This is a genomic window from Pseudomonas sp. C321 (genome assembly GCF_055407105.1).
Map to the genome: position 1 here is coordinate 410,319 of NZ_JBUZRB010000002.1, position 16,869 is coordinate 427,187.

General features: G+C 60.4%; 15 protein-coding genes. 8 read left to right on the forward strand and 7 right to left on the reverse strand.

The genetic code is table 11. The features are described 5' to 3' along the window. The first annotated feature begins 8 nt into the window (after nt 1–8). Genes ACZRJ6_RS07895 through ACZRJ6_RS07905 form a run of 3 tightly spaced genes read left to right on the forward strand, consistent with a single transcriptional unit; the run spans nt 9 to nt 2,331 of the window. A complete protein-coding gene (locus ACZRJ6_RS07895) occupies nt 9–734 on the forward strand; it encodes a DUF484 family protein (RefSeq protein ID WP_463967649.1) in 726 nt (241 codons plus the stop codon). Nucleotides 735–736: 2 nt separating this feature from the next. After that, nucleotides 737–1,636: a tyrosine recombinase XerC gene (xerC, locus tag ACZRJ6_RS07900; protein WP_463967648.1), complete on the forward strand. Its 900-nt coding sequence runs from the start codon at nt 737–739 to the stop codon at nt 1,634–1,636. After that, on the forward strand, nt 1,633–2,331 hold the full coding sequence (locus ACZRJ6_RS07905; RefSeq protein WP_463967647.1) for an HAD family hydrolase: 699 nt from the start codon (nt 1,633–1,635) through the stop codon (nt 2,329–2,331). The genes xerC and ACZRJ6_RS07905 overlap by 4 nt, the downstream gene beginning before the upstream one ends. An 82-nt stretch (nt 2,332–2,413) precedes the next feature. On the opposite strand, the gene sutA is transcribed toward ACZRJ6_RS07905, so the two are convergent. The 4 genes from sutA to glnK all read right to left on the reverse strand — a co-directional run bounded on the left by sutA (nt 2,414) and on the right by glnK (nt 5,191). Next, on the reverse strand, nt 2,414–2,740 hold the full coding sequence (gene sutA / locus ACZRJ6_RS07910) for a transcriptional regulator SutA (protein WP_463967646.1): 327 nt from the start codon (nt 2,738–2,740) through the stop codon (nt 2,414–2,416). 103 nt (nt 2,741–2,843) lie between these two features. Further along, entirely contained in the window at nt 2,844–3,269 is a 426-nt protein-coding gene (locus ACZRJ6_RS07915; protein ID WP_463967645.1) for a secondary thiamine-phosphate synthase enzyme YjbQ, read from the reverse strand. A 211-nt stretch (nt 3,270–3,480) separates the two neighbouring features. Then, nucleotides 3,481–4,818, reverse strand: a complete 1,338-nt coding sequence (locus tag ACZRJ6_RS07920) for an ammonium transporter (RefSeq protein WP_463967644.1) — start codon at nt 4,816–4,818, stop codon at nt 3,481–3,483. A 34-nt stretch (nt 4,819–4,852) separates the two neighbouring features. After that, a complete protein-coding gene (glnK, locus tag ACZRJ6_RS07925; protein WP_002555808.1) occupies nt 4,853–5,191 on the reverse strand; it encodes a P-II family nitrogen regulator in 339 nt (112 codons plus the stop codon). Nucleotides 5,192–5,612: 421 nt separating this feature from the next. Here glnK and ACZRJ6_RS07930 point away from each other — a divergent pair, with 421 nt between their 5' ends. Both ACZRJ6_RS07930 and ACZRJ6_RS07935 read left to right on the forward strand, forming a co-directional pair. Next, nucleotides 5,613–5,873: an accessory factor UbiK family protein gene (locus ACZRJ6_RS07930; RefSeq protein WP_463967643.1), complete on the forward strand. Its 261-nt coding sequence runs from the start codon at nt 5,613–5,615 to the stop codon at nt 5,871–5,873. Between the two features lie 209 nt (nt 5,874–6,082). Next, entirely contained in the window at nt 6,083–7,579 is a 1,497-nt protein-coding gene (locus ACZRJ6_RS07935) for a YifB family Mg chelatase-like AAA ATPase (RefSeq protein ID WP_463967642.1), read from the forward strand. 22 nt (nt 7,580–7,601) lie between these two features. Here the strand turns inward: ACZRJ6_RS07935 and ACZRJ6_RS07940 are convergent, their stop codons facing one another. Continuing rightward, complete coding sequence (locus ACZRJ6_RS07940) at nt 7,602–9,578, reverse strand: methyl-accepting chemotaxis protein (protein WP_463993532.1); 1,977 nt, start codon at nt 9,576–9,578, stop codon at nt 7,602–7,604. Nucleotides 9,579–9,767: 189 nt separating this feature from the next. After that, nucleotides 9,768–10,688, reverse strand: a complete 921-nt coding sequence (locus ACZRJ6_RS07945) for a LysR substrate-binding domain-containing protein (protein ID WP_463967640.1) — start codon at nt 10,686–10,688, stop codon at nt 9,768–9,770. Between the two features lie 152 nt (nt 10,689–10,840). Here ACZRJ6_RS07945 and ACZRJ6_RS07950 point away from each other — a divergent pair, with 152 nt between their 5' ends. Further along, nucleotides 10,841–12,253: a NorM family multidrug efflux MATE transporter gene (locus ACZRJ6_RS07950; protein WP_463967639.1), complete on the forward strand. Its 1,413-nt coding sequence runs from the start codon at nt 10,841–10,843 to the stop codon at nt 12,251–12,253. Here the strand turns inward: ACZRJ6_RS07950 and ACZRJ6_RS07955 are convergent. Beyond that, nucleotides 12,250–13,923: a putative bifunctional diguanylate cyclase/phosphodiesterase gene (locus tag ACZRJ6_RS07955; RefSeq protein ID WP_463967638.1), complete on the reverse strand. Its 1,674-nt coding sequence runs from the start codon at nt 13,921–13,923 to the stop codon at nt 12,250–12,252. The two genes, ACZRJ6_RS07950 and ACZRJ6_RS07955, sit on opposite strands and share 4 nt — an antisense overlap. A 268-nt stretch (nt 13,924–14,191) precedes the next feature. On the opposite strand from ACZRJ6_RS07955, the gene rep reads away from it, so the two are divergent. After that, the gene (gene rep / locus ACZRJ6_RS07960) at nt 14,192–16,201 is read left to right on the forward strand and encodes a DNA helicase Rep (protein WP_350615157.1); all 2,010 of its coding nucleotides are present in this window, start codon (nt 14,192–14,194) and stop codon (nt 16,199–16,201) included. A 57-nt stretch (nt 16,202–16,258) separates the two neighbouring features. After that, nucleotides 16,259–16,831 (forward strand): xanthine phosphoribosyltransferase, encoded by a 573-nt coding sequence (locus tag ACZRJ6_RS07965; RefSeq protein WP_463967637.1) that lies wholly within the window; start codon nt 16,259–16,261, stop codon nt 16,829–16,831. The last annotated feature ends 38 nt before the right edge of the window (nt 16,832–16,869 follow it).

Sequence of the window (16,869 nt, forward strand, 5' to 3'; positions counted from 1 at the left end):
CCAATCCAATGACCGATAAGCCCCAGGTACCCGTTCAAGAATCCGAACCAACCCCTGATGAAAGTCTGGAGGCGGCGGCCGTCGCCGCTTACCTGGAGGCTAACCCGGACTTCTTCGTCGAGCATGAAGAGCTGCTGCCGGCCCTGCGCATTCCCCACCAACGCGGCGATACCGTGTCGCTGGTGGAGCGGCAGATGAAGATCCTGCGCGAGCGCAATATCGAAATGCGCCATCGGCTCTCGCAACTGATGGACGTGGCCCGCGACAACGACCGCCTGTTCGACAAGACCCGTCGACTGGTCCTGACCCTGATGGACGCCGCCAGCCTGGAAGACGCGGTCATTGCCGTCGAAGACAGCCTGCGCCAGGATTTCCAGGTACCTTTTGTCAGCCTGATCCTGTTCAGCGACAACCCGATACCGGTGGGCCGCTGGGTCAGCGGCAGCGATGCACAAACCGCCATTGGTGGCCTGCTGTCGGAAGGCAAAACCATCAGTGGCACTCTGCGCGAGCATGAGCTGGACTTCCTGTTTGGTGAAGAACAGCGCAAGCAGATCGGTTCCACGGCCGTGGTCGCCCTCAGCCATCAAGGCCTGCACGGTGTACTGGCCATCGCCAGCCGTGATCCACAGCATTACAAGAGTTCGGTGGGTACGCTGTTCTTGAGCTATATCGCCGAAGTGTTAGGCCGCGTCCTGCCGCGCTTCACCACCGCCCTGCGCGCGGTGCGCTAGCCATGGAACGACAACTGGACGCCTACTGCGCTCATCTGCGCAGCGAGCGCCAGGTGTCTCCCCATACGCTTGAAGCCTACCGACGGGACCTGAACAAGGTCCTGGCATTCTGCGAGAAACAACAGATCGGCAGTTGGAAAGCCCTGGATATCCAGAGCTTGCGTAGCCTGATCGCCCGCCTCCACCAGCAAGGCCAATCCTCTCGTAGCCTGGCGCGCTTGCTGTCGGCGGTGCGTGGCCTTTATCACTACCTGAACCGCGAAGGCCTCTGCGACCACGACCCGGCCAACGGCCTCGCGCCGCCCAAGGGCGAACGGCGCCTGCCCAAAACCCTCGACGCCGACCGTACCTTGCAACTGCTCGATGGCGCGGTAGAGGATGACTTCCTCGCCCGGCGCGACCAGGCGATCCTTGAGCTGTTCTACTCCTCGGGCCTGCGCCTGTCGGAGTTGACCGGCCTCAACCTCGATCAGTTGGACCTCGCGGATGGCCTGGTACAAGTGCTCGGCAAAGGCAGCAAGACCCGCGTGCTGCCGGTCGGCAAGAAAGCCCGGGAAGCCTTGCAACTGTGGTTGGGGTTGCGAGCCCTGAGCAATCCGGCGGATGACGCGGTGTTTGTCAGCCAGCAAGGCCGGCGCCTCGGGCCACGGGCGATCCAGTTGCGGGTCAAGGCCGCCGGCGAGCGCGAGCTGGGGCAAAACCTCCACCCGCACATGCTCCGACACTCGTTTGCCAGCCACATGCTGGAGTCTTCACAAGACTTGCGCGCGGTGCAGGAACTGCTCGGCCACTCCGACATCAAGACCACCCAGATCTACACCCACCTGGACTTCCAGCACCTGGCGACGGTGTACGACAGCGCCCATCCACGGGCCAAACGCATTAAAGGCAGCGACTCATGAGCATCAAGCTGATCACCTTCGACCTGGACGACACGCTCTGGGATAACGTGCCCGTCATCATCAGCGCCGAGGCGTCGATGCGCGAGTGGCTCGCCACTAATGCCTCATTGGTGGGCGAATTGCCCCTGGAAAAGTTCGCCGACCTGCGCCAACAGGTGCTGCAGCGCTATCCCGAGCTGAAATCCCGTATCAGTGTGTTGCGTCACCGCGTCCTGCTGCATGCCTTTGAAGAGGCTGGTTATCCACAGCCTGAGGCGACGGAGTTGGCGGATGCGTGTTTCGAAGCGTTTATCCACGCCCGGCACCAACTCACTATATTCCCCGAAGCAGAGCCCATGCTGCAGGCCCTGGGCCGCCAGTACATGCTGGGAGTGATCACCAATGGCAATGCCGATGTGCAGCGCGTTGGTCTGGCGGATTACTTTAAGTTTGCTCTGCGCGCCGAGGATATCGGCATCGCCAAGCCGGACGCACGACTGTTTCAGGAGGCGTTACAGCGCGGTGGCGTAGATGCGAGCGCCGCCGTACATATTGGTGACCACCCCGGCGATGACATTGCCGGCGCCCAGCAGGCGGGGCTTCGCGCCATCTGGTTCAACCCAGCGGGTAAAGCCTGGGAAACCGAGCAATTGCCAGATGCAGAGATTCGCAGCCTGACTGAACTGCCCGACTTGCTCGCCCGCTGGAGCGTATAACCTGGTGGTGAAAGGCTCTTTGTGTCACCCATGAAAAAGCCCGCAGCGACGGCGGGCTTTTTCAGCAAGCAAGTAACTGACCTTAGATAGGCCGGCTGCCGTACTTGTTATCAGGCTTTTTCGGTGGATCAGCCACCACGTTGGCCTCGACTTCCTGCACTTTGCCGCCTTTGGCGAGGAATTCATCCATCGCTCGGGCCAGCGCATCGCGCTCTTTGTTCTTGGCTTCAACGCTTGGCAGCTCGTCAACCGAAACAGCAGCCTTGGCCTTGCCCTTGGCAGCCGGAGCCGGTGCGTCTTCCCCGCCGTCGTCGTCGTCAGCAACGTCTGACGCAGCCGCTTCCAGACCTTCTTCGGCTTCGTCGTCACCTACTTCGAGGTCGTCGTTTTCCAGATCATCGTCGCTCATGTTCTACCTCATGACTTGCGAAAAGCAGATTAGTTATAGCCCAGCTTCGCCGTCTGTCGACGGCAGCTGGAAAAAAATCAACATCCACCGGATAACCAGCGGCTTATGCCCCATCACCGTGCAAGGTGGCGAGGACTTTACGAGCACCACCATGATCGCGGTGCTCGCCCAGATAAACACCTTGCCAGGTCCTCATCGCCAAGTGGCCGGCCTTGACCGGCAAACTCAACTGACAGCCCAGCAGTCTGCCCTTGAAGTACGCCGGCAGATCATCCGGGCCTTCGTCGTCATGTTCATACACCGCTCTACCTTGTGGCACCAGCGTGTTGAAAAAACGTTTGAAGTCACGGCGAACCGCCGGGTCGGCATTCTCGTTGACGGTCAACGAGGCCGAGGTGTGCTGCAGCCACAAATACAACAAGCCCATCCGACTAGCCTTCAATTCAGGCAAACCAACGAGCAACTCGTCCGTCACCAGATGAAAGCCCCGGGGCTTGGCCCGCAGGATAATCAGGGTCTGTTGCCACATACAGTTCTGCGCACATCGGCGCGCATTCTAGCGCGCTCAGGGAAAAAACAAAGTGCCGAATACGCCTACATGCATGTAAGACATTCGCACAGTGAAAAGTACCCTATGGATCCAATCACAAAGTCAGCACAAAAATACTCACAACCCTTCACCGCAGACAAATCCTAGACAAAAAAATGCCCGGCAAGCCGGGCATCTTTTTTAAGCGTACTTACAAGTTGTAGCCACGTTCGTTGTGTTCCGCCAGATCGAGGCCGACCGCCTCTTCCTCTTCAGTAACCCGCAGGCCCATGACCTTGTCCAGCACCTTGAGGATGACGAAGGTCACGATACCGGTGTAGATCACCGTGAAACCGACACCCTTGGCCTGAATCCAGACCTGTGCCGCAACATCAGTCACAGTGCCGAAGCCGCCCAGGGCCGGGGCTGCGAACACACCGGTGAGGATCGCACCGACGATACCGCCGATACCGTGAACACCGAAGGCGTCCAGGGAGTCGTCGTAGCCCAGCTTGCGCTTGAGGCTGGTAGCGCAGAAGAAGCAGATCACACCGGCAACCAGACCAATCACCAGGGCGCCCATCGGGCCCACGGTGCCAGCGGCTGGCGTAATGGCGACCAAACCGGCAACCACACCCGAAGCAATACCCAGGGCACTTGGCTTGCCGTGGGTGATCCACTCGGCGAACATCCAGCCCAGCGCCGCAGCAGCGGTAGCGATCTGGGTCACCAGCATCGCCATGCCGGCAGTGCCGTTGGCAGCAGCAGCGGAACCTGCGTTGAAGCCGAACCAGCCAATCCACAGCATCGCGGCGCCGATCAGGGTGTAACCCAGGTTGTGCGGAGCCATCGGCGTGGTCGGGTAGCCTTTACGCTTGCCGAGCACGATGCACGCCACCAGGCCAGCAATACCGGCGTTGATGTGCACCACGGTGCCGCCAGCGAAGTCCAGTACGCCCCAATCCCACAACAGGCCACCGTTGCCGCTCCAGACCATGTGCGCAATCGGCGCATAGACCAGGGTGAACCAGATGGCCATGAAGATCAGCATGGCGGAGAACTTCATGCGCTCAGCGAACGCACCGACGATCAGTGCCGGAGTGATGATGGCGAAGGTCATCTGGAAGGTGATGAACACCGCCTCAGGGAACAGCGCCGCAGGCCCGGTGATGCTGGCCGGAGTGACACCCGCCAGGAACGCCTTGCCCATGCCGCCGAAGAACGAGTTGAAGTTGACGACACCCTGCTCCATCCCGGTAGTGTCGAACGCAATGCTGTAGCCGTAGACGACCCACAGAATGCTGATCAGGCCGGTAATGGCGAAGCACTGCATCATCACGGAAAGAATGTTTTTGGAGCGGACCATGCCGCCGTAGAACAGCGCCAGACCGGGGATGGTCATGAACAACACCAATGCGGTAGCGGTCAGCATCCAGGCGGTGTCGCCGGAGTTGAGGACTGGAGCCGCCACTTCGTCTGCCGCCATAGCCAGGCTGGGCATTACGATGGACAACAGGGCTCCTAGCCCTGCGAATTTACGCAGAGTCATATTGTTTTCTCCTGGGGCGTTGGGGTTTGGCGGCTTAGATTGCGTCGGTATCGGTTTCGCCGGTACGGATGCGAATAGCCTGTTCCAGATTGACCACGAAGATTTTGCCGTCACCGATCTTGCCGGTGTTGGCGGCCTTGGTTATCGCCTCGATAACCCGATCAAGATCCTTGTCGTCAATGGCGACATCAATCTTCACCTTCGGCAGGAAATCGACCACGTATTCCGCGCCGCGATACAACTCCGTGTGCCCCTTCTGCCGACCGAAGCCTTTGACCTCAGTAACGGTAATGCCCTGCACGCCGATCTCGGACAACGACTCGCGTACATCGTCCAACTTGAACGGCTTGATGATGGCAGTGACTAGCTTCATGAAAACTCTCTCCCGAATTGGTGGACTTGCCCCAGGAAAACAAACCCGTCTCAAGTCTAAGCGCAGTGCCTGGCTTTGTAACGCTTCGTCGCCCTGACAAGTGCCATTGCGACGCGAGCTAACCACTGGTGACGAAACCTGTACCCCGCTCCGTCGGCGCACTGCATTCGTCACAGCGACTGCATCAGTGCATGGGTCATGATGGTCTAAGCAGAAACCTTGCCAGCTCCGTAAAAATCACTGAAATCAATCCTTTGCTCACTCGTGCCCACTTGCGGGGGCCTACAGCGGTGTGGATACGCACGAAAACAGTGCGCAGCTGCCCGACCCCATGCACGAAAAGCGTGCGCAGCGCCGCGTGGAAAAGACTATAGACGCTGCGTGATACACTGCCTGCCAACAGTTTTCCGGAATATTTCCCATGCTCGCTCCCAAAGACCTCCTCGACGCCCTGAGCGGCCACGCCTCCCGCCTGTTCAGCGGCGAAACCCCGCTGCCTCGCAACGAAATCGAAAGCCAGTTCAAGGCTTTGTTGCAGAGCGGCTTCAGCAAGCTGGACCTGGTCAGCCGGGAAGAGTTTGATAGCCAGATGGTTGTACTGGCCCGCACGCGTGCGCGGTTGGAGAGCCTGGAGGCGAAGGTGGCGGAGCTGGAAGCGCGGTTGCATCCACCCACCGAATAACGCCTGCCCTTGTAGGAGCGAGCTGTTCGCGAAGAGCCCGAGAGCGCCGCGTTCATTCAGAATGCCCGCGTTATCGTTAACTATTTTCGCGAGCAAGCTCGCTCCTACAGTTTGGTCACGTTCTGTAAAACCTCCCCGCCTCGCTCTTCCCCACCTCGTCTACTCTTGAAAAACCCGCAGGAAGCGGCCCTCCATCTCAAGGAACGAGCATGTCCCTCGCCATCGTCCACAGCCGCGCCCAGATTGGCGTCGAAGCCCCCGCCGTCACCGTCGAGGTGCATATGGCCAATGGTTTGCCGTCGCTTACGCTAGTGGGTTTGCCGGAAACGGCGGTCAAGGAAAGCAAGGACCGGGTGCGCAGCGCCATTCTCAACTCTGCCCTGCAATATCCCGCCCGCCGTATCACCCTCAACCTCGCGCCCGCCGACCTGCCCAAGGACGGCGGGCGTTTTGATTTGGCGATTGCCCTGGGAATTCTCGCCGCCAGCGTGCAGGTGCCATCACTGATGCTCGATGACGTGGAATGCCTCGGCGAACTGGCGCTGTCCGGCGAAGTACGCGCGGTAAAGGGTGTGTTGCCAGCAGCGCTCGCAGCACGCAAGGCCGGGCGCACCTTGATAGTGCCTCGGGCCAATGCCGAAGAGGCGTGCCTTGCCTCCGGCTTGAAGGTGATTGCGGTAGATCACCTGCTGCAAGTGGTGGCGCACCTGAATGGGCATGTGCCGATTGAGCCCTTCGTTTCCAGTGGCCTGATGTACCTGAACAAGCCCTACCCCGACCTGAGTGAAGTCCAGGGCCAGTTGGCGGCCAAGCGAGCGTTATTGATTGCCGCAGCAGGCGCCCACAATCTGTTGTTCAGCGGGCCACCAGGCACCGGCAAAACCTTGCTCGCCAGTCGCCTGCCAGGGTTGCTGCCTCCCTTGAGCGAGCAGGAAGCGCTCGAGGTAGCGGCGATTCAGTCGGTGGTCAGCCTGGCACCACTGAGCCATTGGCCGCACCGACCATTTCGCCAACCCCACCATTCGGCTTCAGGGCCGGCACTGGTGGGCGGCGGCTCAAAACCGCAGCCTGGAGAAATCACTCTCGCCCATCACGGCGTGCTGTTTCTCGACGAGTTGCCGGAGTTTGATCGCAAGGTATTGGAGGTACTGCGCGAGCCACTGGAGTCGGGCCTTATCGTCATCTCCCGCGCCCGCGACCGAGTGAGTTTCCCGGCGCGCTTTCAACTGGTGGCGGCGATGAACCCTTGCCCTTGCGGTTATATGGGCGAACCGAGCGGGAGATGCCGCTGCACACCGGAACTGATTCAGCGTTATCGCAACAAACTCTCCGGGCCCTTGCTGGACCGAATTGACCTGCACGTGACCGTTGCGCGGGAAAGCACCGCGCTGAACCCGGCCACACAAGCCGGAGACGACACGGCCAGCGCTTCAGTACGTGTCGCCGAGGCCCGCGACCGCCAGCAGCAGCGCCAGGGTTGTGCCAACGCCTTTCTCGACTTGCCGGGGCTACGCGAGCATTGCGCGCTGGCGAAAGTCGATGAAGGCTGGCTGGAGACCGCCTGCGAGCGGCTGACTTTGTCGCTGCGGGCGGCGCATCGATTGTTGAAGGTCGCCCGCACCTTGGCGGATCTGGAGCAGGTGGAAGCGATCGGTCGCCATCATTTGGCAGAAGCGTTGCAGTATCGGCCAGCAACGATCAGCTAATCCCTCGCCACAGTTTTGATGCTCACCTGAATCGGTCAACCTCATCGCGCAAGCCCGCCGCCAACGTCTCCAGTTCCTTGGCAGTAATCGCCAGGTTCGACACCACTTCCCGCTGCTCACTATTGGCCAGGGCAATGCTTTGCAAGTTGCTGCTGAGCAATGTGGCAGTGCTGCTCTGTTCCTGGGTTGCGGTAGTGATCGCGGCAAATTGCTGGCCGGCCGAGCGGCTTTGCTCGTCTATCCGCGCCAGAGCCGAAGCCACGTTGGCATTGCGTGACAGGCCTTCCTGCATCAACACGTTGCCTTGCTCCATGGTGCTGATGGCGTTGCCGGTTTCCTGCTGGATACTCTGGATCATCCCGGAAATCTCGTCGGTGGCCTGACGGGTGCGCGACGCCAGGTTGCGCACTTCATCGGCCACCACCGCAAAGCCACGACCCTGCTCGCCGGCCCGTGCTGCTTCGATGGCGGCGTTGAGGGCCAGCAGGTTGGTCTGTTCGGCAATCGAGGTGATCACCCCAACAATCCCGCCGATTTCCTGGGAGCGCTGCCCCAAGGTGTTGATCACCGTCGCCGTGCTGTTCAGTGAGGTGGCGATATGCTCCAGGGACGACGACGCCTCTTGCATCGAGGTACGGCCGATCCGGGTTTGCTGGGCGTTTTCCTGAGCCAGGCGTTCGGTACTGCCCATATTGTCGGCGATGTTCAGCGACGTGGCGCTGAATTCTTCCACTGCGCCGGCCATGCTGGTGATCTCGCCGGACTGCTGCTCCATGCCTTCATAGGCACCACCGGACAGACCGGATAGCGCCTGAGCGCGGCTGTTGACCTCTTCGGCGGCCTTGCGGATATGGGACACCATGTTCGACAGCGCTTCGCCCATCTGATTGAAGCTGCGGGCCAACTGACCGATTTCGTCGTGACTGGACACATTCAAGCGCGCACTCAAATCCCCGGCGCCCAAGGCCTCGGCCTGGCGCACCAGATCCCCAAGCGGTGCCAATTTGCTGCGCAGCAGCCAGACCGTCGCGCCCACCGCCAGCAACATAGCCAGCACACTGCCGATCACCAGGCGAATGCCCACCGACCAGGTCACCGCGCGGATTTCAGCTTTCGGCATACTTGCCATCACCGACCACGGGCCACCGTCGAACGACACCGAAACGCTGTAGAAGTCTTCGTTCTTGTCGCTCCAGAAACGGCCCTTACCCGGTTTCTTGGCCAGATCGAGCATTACCGGAACCGATTGATCCAATGCTTGCACGCCGGCCGGCGGCACCAGCCAACGCTGCTGCTCGTCCAGCAACGCCAGGGAGCCGGTCTGGCCAATACGGAAACGCTTGAGGTTGTCGAACTGGGTGTTCTGCGCATCGGTGTAGTCGAAACCGATAAACAATACGGCGATGACCTTGCCGGCCGTATCACGCACTGGACTGTATTGAGTCATGTAGGAGCGTTCGAACAACACCGCTCGGCCGATGTAACTCTGCCCGGCCAGCAGGCGCGAATAGGCCGGACCCTGGCGATCCAGTACCGTACCGATGGCGCGATTGCCATCCTGCTTGGTCAGGGAAGTACTGACCCGGATGAAGTCATCGCCGCTGCGCACAAACACCGTGGCCACGCCGCCGGACATCTGCTTGAACTCGTCGACTTCGTCGAAGTTATTGTTGAGCATCTCAGTACCGAGGTACAGGCTCGGCGTCTGCACGCCGGCCACTGTCACCGGCTGGTCTGCACGCACGCTCAAGCCGGCGCCGAAGCGTTTTTCGAACAACCCGCTCAAACGCTGGGTGCTCTCGCGCAAGGTGCTGTGGAAGGTATTGAGTTGGTCGGCGAGCAACCGCGCCTCGCTGGCCAGGTGTTCTTCCCGAGTGTCGAGGTTGGCCGAGTCCAGGGAACGCAGGGCGAAGACGGTACTGCCGCTGATGACGACAGCCAATATTACCGCTAAGGCAAGACCCAGCTGGGAGGCAATCCGGGCGCGTGGTTGAGACATGACAGCTCCTGGCCGAGGCCCGGATCATCCTGATCTCATAGCGCAGCTCGGCAAATTTTCTAATAGGGGGGCACGCTGAGCCGCTAAAGAATAACGGCTACGTCACACCTACTTCGGCGGGGCTGATCAATACTTGAGTGAGTCACAGAGGCGCCACTCAAACGCATTGTTTTGGGGCACTACACCGAGTCAGTCGAGCCGTTCGACCTGAGGCAACTCCATGGCCCGGACCTCGCCCTGAAGGAAGTCCGAGAGCCTGCGCAAGCGTTCACCACCGGGACGGGTTTTCGGCCAAACCAGATAGTAATTTTCCCCACTGGCCACAGCGGTCGGCCACGGCAGGCTCAACCGGCCTTGGGCCACGTCTTCGGCCACCATCAGCAAATCACCCATCGACACCCCATAACCTCGGGCAGCGGCGATCATGCCCAGCTCCAAGGTGTCGAACACTTGCCCACCCTTGAGCGATACCTGGGACGACAGCCCCATGCGCTCCAACCAATTGCGCCAATCCCGACGATCTGGCGTCGGGTGCAGTAGTTCGGCAGTGGCCAGGCGCACAGCGTCCCAGGGCCCGTCGCTGAGCAGGTTGGGCGCACCCACCGGGATCAGCAGTTCGGGAAACAGGTAACTGGCCTCCCAGTCTGGTGGAAAATGGCCATTGCTCAGCAGTACCGCGCAGTCGAAGGGCTCCTGATTGAAATCCACTTCATCGATGCTCATCCAGGCGCTAGTCAATTGCACTTCATTGCCTGGCTGCAAATGCCGGAAACGACTGAGCCGCGCCAGCAACCAGCGCATGGTCAGGGTGGACGGTGCCTTCATGCGCAGGATGTCATCTTCGGCGTTCAGGGTATGACAGGCACGCTCCAGGGCGGCAAAGCCCTCGCGCACACCGGGCAGCAACAATCGCGCCGCTTCGGTGAGCTGCAAGGTGCGGCCGCTACGCTGGAACAGGCGGCAGGCGAAATGCTCTTCCAAGGTGCGAATGTGCCTGCTGACCGCACTTTGGGTAATGGACAACTCCTCTGCCGCACGGGTGAAGGAGTTGTATCGCGACGCGGCTTCAAATGCCCGCAAGGCATAAAGCGGAGGAAGACGACGAGACATAGGGACAGCTCCGACAGCGCAATCTCGAAACCCTACCAGAATCTCTCAAGCATGAGTTTTAATCATGCGAACCATCGCATTTATCCCTTTGTGCAAAGTGCTGAGAGCGCCGAGAATCAACCCTTCCCCTTTCCTCCGTTTTTTTGAGTGTGATGAACATGCAGCATCCGGCACGTACCGAACTCTGGGCCATTCTGCGGCTGGCAGGGCCGTTGATTGCCTCACAGTTGGCGCACATGCTGATGGTGCTGACCGACACCCTGATGATGGCTCGCCTGAGCCCCGAAGCCCTGGCTGGCGGTGGCTTGGGCGCGGCGAGCTATTCGTTTGTATCGATCTTCTGCATCGGCGTGATCGCCGCCGTCGGCACGCTGGTCGCCATCCGCCAGGGCGCGGGCGACATTGAAGGCGCCACCCGGCTGACCCAGGCCGGGCTCTGGCTGGCGTGGCTGATGGCGCTGGTGGCCGGCTTACTGCTGTGGAACCTCAAGCCGGTGCTGCTGATGTTCGGCCAGACGGAAACCAACGTGCACTCGGCCGGGCAGTTCCTGATGATCCTGCCGTTCGCCCTGCCCGGCTACCTGACCTTCATGGCCCTGCGCGGATTTACCAGTGCCATCGGCAAGGCGACGCCGGTCATGGTGATCAGCCTGGCCGGTACGGTGATCAACTATTTGCTCAACCATGCCTTGATCGAAGGCATGTTCGGCCTGCCTAAGTTGGGCCTGATGGGCATTGGCCTGGTGACCGCCATAGTCGCCAACTGCATGGCCCTGGCGCTGATTTGGTACATCAAAATCAACCGGGCCTACGACGCTTATCCGCTGTGCGAGGGCCTGTTGCGTCCCAACCTTCAGTACCTGCGAGAACTGTGGCGCCTGGGCCTGCCAATTGGTGGCACCTATGCGGTGGAAGTCGGGTTGTTTGCATTCGCAGCGCTGTGCATGGGCACCATGGGCAGCACGCAATTGGCGGCGCACCAGATCGCCCTGCAAATCGTCTCGGTGGCGTTCATGGTGCCGGCGGGGTTGTCCTACGCAATCACCATGCGCATCGGCCAGCACTATGGCGCCGGGCAACTGCTGGATGCACGTCTGGCCGGGAGGGTCGGGATTGTCTTCGGGGCGGTGGCGATGCTCGGGTTTGCGATGATGTTCTGGCTGCTGTCGAACCAGTTGATCGGCCTGTTCCTCGACCACAATGACCCGGCGTTTCGCGATGTCATCAGCCTGGCGGTCAGCCTGTTGGCTGTTGCGGCCTGGTTTGAGCTGTTCGATGGCGTGCAGACCATCGCCATGGGCTGTATTCGCGGGCTCAAGGATGCCAAGACCACGTTCCTGGTGGGGCTGGGTTGCTACTGGTTGATCGGCGCACCAGCCGCCTGGTTGATGGCCTTCACGCTCGGCTGGGGGCCGACCGGCGTCTGGTGGGGCTTGGCCCTAGGCCTGGCGTGCGCAGCGGTAAGCCTGACGTGGGCGTTTGAAGCGAAGATGAAGCGGATGATTCGCCGGGAAGGAACGCTGCCTGAAACTCACAATGAATTTCAGGCAGCGCAGCCGGACTAGATCACTTCTCCCAGCAATGCCTGCTGACTGTCACCAAACCTCAGGTATTCCACCAACTCCGCCAACGGCAACGGCTTGCTGATCAGATACCCCTGGGCCTGATCACAGCCGAACAACCTCAGCAACGCCAACTGCTCGGGCGTTTCCACACCCTCGGCCACCACTTCCAGGTTTAGGTTGTGGGCCAGGTTGATCATGGCGTGGACCAGCTTGCGGTTTTCCTCGCGCTCTTCCATGCCGCCGACAAAGCTCTTGTCGATTTTCAGCAAGGCAATCGGCAGGCTGTTGAGGTGCACGAACGATGAGAACCCGGTGCCAAAGTCATCCAGGGAAAAACGCACCCCCAGGCGGCCGAGAGCGTCCATGGTCTGCTTGACTAGATCGCTGCGACGCATCACGGCGGTTTCCGTCAGTTCGAATTCCAGCCACTGCGCGTCCACTCCCCGCTCGGCAATCAGCCGGCTAAGGGTCGACAACAATTGGCTGTCCTGGAACTGACGGAACGACAGGTTGACCGCCATGTGCAGCGGCGCAATCCCGCGTTCGCGCAGGTCCTGCATGTCACGCAAGGCCCGGGAAATCACCCAGTAACCCAGCGGCACAATCAAGCCACTCTGCTCGGCCAGGGGCACGAACTCACTGGGCGGCAACAGGCCGCGCTCGCCATGGCGCCAGCGCACCAGGGCCTCCAGGCCGACGATATGCCCGTCGTCCAGGTCCAGCCGTGGCTGGTAATGCAACTCCAGCTCATCACGGCGCAGCGCCCGGCGCAGTTCGCTTTCCAGGTCGGCGAGGCTGCGGGCGTTGCGGTTGATGCGCTCGTTGAAAATATGGAAGGTGCAGCCCTGGGTACTTTTGGCTTGTTGCATGGCGATATGGGCATGCCACATCAGCGGGTCGGCGCCAGCCTTGGCGCGAGCGTGGGCTACCCCCAGGCTGCAACCGATCAGCAGGCTTTCGCCATCTACCCAATAGGGTTCGGCCATGGCTTCGGTGATGCGCTCGGCCATCCACTCGGCGCGTTGGGGCGCCCGGCGGGTGTCGATCAGCAGGGCGAATTCGTCACTGCCCAGGCGCGCCAGTTGATCCCCGGCCTCCAGCTGGCTCTTGAGCCGCGAGACCACTTGCAGAATCAGGCGGTCGCCGGCCTGGTGGCCGAGGGCGTCGTTGGCGTGACGAAAGTTGTCCAGGTCCAGGTGCCCGAGGGCCAGGCCACGTCCTTCGTTTTCAGCCAGGCGTGCGGTCAGCAGGGTCTGAAAGCCCTGGCGATTGGCGATGCCGGTCAGCGGGTCTTGTTCGGCCAGGCGCTGCAAGGTATTTTCCAGCAAGCCGCGCTCGCGGACATGGCGCAGGCACCGGCGCAAGGTATCGATATCCAATGCCGTGCGGACCAACCAGTCGCTGACGCCCAACGGCGCTACCAGCGGCTCCTGTTCCAACAACAACACGCAGGGCAGGCTGCAACGGCCGGGCCCGGGTTGGAGGCTGGGAGTGGTCAACAACACCGCCGTGCGGTCGTCATCGAACAGACTGCTCACAGACTCCCAATTTGGCGAGCTGATCAGCACAGCCCCATCGCCCATCGGCACCAGGCACTCGCGCAACAACGCTGCCCACGCTGGCTCATCGGCCAGTAGCAGCAAACGCAAGGGTTCGACAGGCGTAGACAAGCTAGCTCCCTAGACTCTGCAAAATTTCGTTGGCGGCGGGCATTATGACGTGCCGCCTGGTAATGACAAATGATATTGGTTATCAAATACAGCGCAGTGCGGTTCTAGATCAAACAATAGACTCTAATACCCCGCACATCCTGCGGCAAAGTAACAAAACCGGCAAATTTAGATCGAGTGGTACGTCACACTGTCGTTCAGAGGCAGCAGAATCTCGCCAGCCTGTTAAAATACCTGCCCTTTTGATCAATGACTCCCTGAACTCTGTATGTCCCGACTCAATCCCCGGCAGCAAGAAGCCGTGAACTACGTCGGCGGCCCTCTATTGGTGCTCGCCGGCGCAGGCTCCGGCAAGACCAGCGTGATCACCCGCAAGATCGCGCACCTGATCCAGAACTGCGGCATCCGCGCCCAGTACATCGTCGCCATGACCTTTACCAACAAGGCGGCGCGAGAAATGAAAGAGCGTGTCGGCACCCTGCTCAAGGGTGGCGAAGGCCGCGGCCTCACTGTGTGTACCTTCCACAACCTGGGGCTGAACATCATCCGCAAGGAGCATCTGCGGTTGGGCTACAAGCCGGGCTTCTCGATCTTCGACGAGACCGACGTCAAAGCCCTGATGACCGACATCATGCAGAAGGAATACGCGGGCGACGACGGCGTCGACGAGATCAAGAACATGATCGGCTCGTGGAAAAACGACCTGATCCTGCCGCCCGAAGCCCTGGAAAACGCACGCAACCCCAAGGAACAGACCGCTGCCATCGTCTACACCCATTACCAGCGCACGCTCAAGGCGTTCAACGCGGTGGACTTCGACGACCTGATCCTGATGCCGGTGAAGCTGTTCCAGGAACACGCCGACATCCTCGAAAAATGGCAGAACAAAGTCCGCTATCTGCTGGTGGATGAATATCAGGACACCAACGCCAGCCAGTACCTGCTGGTGAAGCTGCTGATCGGCATCCGCAACCAATTCACCGTGGTGGGCGACGATGACCAGTCGATCTACGCCTGGCGCGGCGCCCGCCCGGAAAACCTGATGCTGCTCAAGGACGACTATCCGTCCCTGAAAGTGGTGATGCTGGAGCAGAACTATCGCTCCACCAGCCGCATCCTGCGCTGCGCCAACGTGCTGATCTCCAACAACCCCCACGAGTTTGAAAAACAACTGTGGAGCGAGATGGGCCACGGCGACGAAATCCGCGTGATCCGCTGCCGCAACGAAGACGCCGAAGCCGAGCGCGTGGCCGTTGAATTGCTGACCTTGCACCTGCGCACCGATCGGCCGTACAGCGACTTTGCCATCCTGTATCGCGGCAACTACCAGGCCAAGCTGATCGAGCTGAAGCTGCAGCACCACCAGATCCCTTATCGTCTGTCCGGCGGCAACAGCTTTTTCGGACGCCAGGAAGTCAAAGACTTGATGGCCTACTTCCGGCTGATCGTAAACCCGGATGACGACAACGCCTTCCTGCGGGTGATCAACGTCCCTCGTCGGGAAATCGGCGCGACCACCCTGGAAAAGCTCGGCAACTACGCCACCGAACGCAAGATATCGATGTACGCCGCCACCGACGAAATCGGTCTGGGCGAGCATCTGGACACCCGCTTCACCGACCGCCTGTCGCGCTTCAAGCGCTTTATGGACAAGGTCCGTGAGCAGTGTTCCGGCGAAGACCCGATCAGCGCCCTGCGCAGCATGGTCATGGACATCGACTATGAGAACTGGCTGCGCACCAACAGCTCCAGCGACAAGGCCGCGGACTACCGCATGGGCAACGTCTGGTTTTTGATTGAAGCACTGAAAAACACCCTGGAAAAAGACGAAGACGGCGAAATGACCGTCGAGGACGCCATCGGCAAGCTGGTCCTGCGAGACATGCTCGAACGTCAGCAGGAAGAGGAAGACGGCGCCGAAGGCGTGCAAATGATGACCTTGCATGCGTCCAAGGGACTGGAATTTCCCTACGTCTTCATCATGGGCATGGAAGAGGAAATCCTCCCCCACCGCTCCAGCATCGAAGCCGACACCATCGAAGAAGAACGGCGCCTGGCCTACGTGGGCATTACCCGCGCCCGTCAGACCCTGGCCTTTACATTTGCCGCCAAGCGCAAGCAGTACGGCGAAATTATCGATTGCGCCCCTAGCCGCTTCCTTGATGAGCTGCCTCCGGACGACCTGGCCTGGGAAGGCAACGACGACACACCGACCGAAGTCAAAGCCGTTCGCGGCAACACCGCTCTGGCGGATATACGCGCAATGTTAAAGCGCTAGAATTGACTACTTTTTAATCTACTTTCGGCGCACAAGACGCCAGTTGAGGAAGCTTTCGTGGAAGCACTACACAAGAAAATTCGCGAAGAAGGCATCGTGCTTTCCGATCATGTACTCAAGGTCGACGCCTTTTTGAACCACCAGATCGACCCGGCCCTGATGAAGCTGATCGGCGACGAATTCGCCGCACGGTTCAAGGATTCGGGCATCACCAAGATCGTCACCATCGAAGCGTCGGGCATTGCCCCAGCGATCATGACAGGCCTGAACCTGGGCGTGCCGGTGATCTTCGCCCGCAAGCAGCAGTCCCTGACTCTCACCGAAAACCTGCTGTCGGCGACGGTGTACTCCTTCACCAAGAAGGTGGAAAGCACCGTGGCGATCTCGCCGCGCCACCTGGCCAGCAGCGACCGCGTGCTGATCATCGATGACTTCCTGGCCAATGGTAAGGCGTCCCAAGCGCTGATCTCAATCATCAAACAGGCCGGCGCGACCGTGGCCGGCTTGGGGATCGTGATCGAGAAGTCGTTCCAGGGTGGCCGTGCGGAACTGGATGCGCAGGGTTACCGGGTTGAATCGCTGGCTCGGGTGCAGTCGTTGGCGGGTGGCGTCGTAACCTTCATCGAATAATCGACGCCCCCACATACTGTAGGAGCGAGCTTGCTCGC

Bases quoted from the DNA above. Each gene is read 5' to 3' on its own strand.
- ACZRJ6_RS07895 (WP_463967649.1), top strand. From the start codon at position 9: ATGACCGATAAGCCCCAGGTACCCGTTCAAGAATCCGAACCAACCCCT.
- xerC (WP_463967648.1), top strand. From the start codon at position 737: ATGGAACGACAACTGGACGCCTACTGCGCTCATCTGCGCAGCGAGCGC.
- ACZRJ6_RS07905 (WP_463967647.1), top strand. From the start codon at position 1,633: ATGAGCATCAAGCTGATCACCTTCGACCTGGACGACACGCTCTGGGAT.
- sutA (WP_463967646.1), bottom strand. From the start codon at position 2,740: ATGAGCGACGATGATCTGGAAAACGACGACCTCGAAGTAGGTGACGAC.
- ACZRJ6_RS07915 (WP_463967645.1), bottom strand. From the start codon at position 3,269: ATGTGGCAACAGACCCTGATTATCCTGCGGGCCAAGCCCCGGGGCTTT.
- ACZRJ6_RS07920 (WP_463967644.1), bottom strand. From the start codon at position 4,818: ATGACTCTGCGTAAATTCGCAGGGCTAGGAGCCCTGTTGTCCATCGTA.
- glnK (WP_002555808.1), bottom strand. From the start codon at position 5,191: ATGAAGCTAGTCACTGCCATCATCAAGCCGTTCAAGTTGGACGATGTA.
- ACZRJ6_RS07930 (WP_463967643.1), top strand. From the start codon at position 5,613: ATGCTCGCTCCCAAAGACCTCCTCGACGCCCTGAGCGGCCACGCCTCC.
- ACZRJ6_RS07935 (WP_463967642.1), top strand. From the start codon at position 6,083: ATGTCCCTCGCCATCGTCCACAGCCGCGCCCAGATTGGCGTCGAAGCC.
- ACZRJ6_RS07940 (WP_463993532.1), bottom strand. From the start codon at position 9,578: ATGTCTCAACCACGCGCCCGGATTGCCTCCCAGCTGGGTCTTGCCTTA.
- ACZRJ6_RS07945 (WP_463967640.1), bottom strand. From the start codon at position 10,688: ATGTCTCGTCGTCTTCCTCCGCTTTATGCCTTGCGGGCATTTGAAGCC.
- ACZRJ6_RS07950 (WP_463967639.1), top strand. From the start codon at position 10,841: ATGAACATGCAGCATCCGGCACGTACCGAACTCTGGGCCATTCTGCGG.
- rep (WP_350615157.1), top strand. From the start codon at position 14,192: ATGTCCCGACTCAATCCCCGGCAGCAAGAAGCCGTGAACTACGTCGGC.